At 67.7% G+C, this 412-nt stretch carries 1 protein-coding gene; it reads right to left on the bottom strand.

What is annotated here, in order from left to right; all coding sequences use genetic code 11:
• Positions 1 to 412, bottom strand: a 412-nt coding sequence (locus MTF65_RS30100) for a phosphopantetheine-binding protein (RefSeq protein ID WP_243632168.1), incomplete at both ends; no start/stop codon positions are given.

Below are 412 nucleotides of genomic sequence, written 5' to 3'. Positions count from 1 at the left end.
TGCCGGCCCACCACATCAACCAACGCGGCCCGCAACGCCTCCCGGTCCAACTCACCGGAAAGCCGCAACGCCAAGGGCAGGTGATAGGTCGCGGAACTCTGCTCCAGCTTCTGCAGGAACCACAGCCGGCGCTGCGCGAACGACAGCGGAATCTCGGCGGAGCGCTCGCGCGCCCGCACCGGAAGGCGCGTGGACGATTCCCCCGGAGCGTCCAGGGCCCCGGCCAGGCCCGCCACCGTGGGCTGTTCGAAGAGGGTGCGGATCGGAACCTCGACTCCCAGCACCGTACGGATACGGCTGATCAACCGCGTCGCCAGCAGCGAATGACCACCCAGATCGAAGAAGTTGTCCTCGACCCCGGCCGAAGGGACACCGAGCACCTCGGCGAACAGCTCGCAGAGGATCTCCTCAC

Source organism: Streptomyces sp. APSN-46.1 (genome assembly GCF_022815725.1).
In the GTDB taxonomy this organism is placed as follows: Bacteria; Actinomycetota; Actinomycetes; order Streptomycetales; family Streptomycetaceae; genus Streptomyces.
This window is presented reverse-complemented; position numbering and strand designations above follow the sequence as displayed.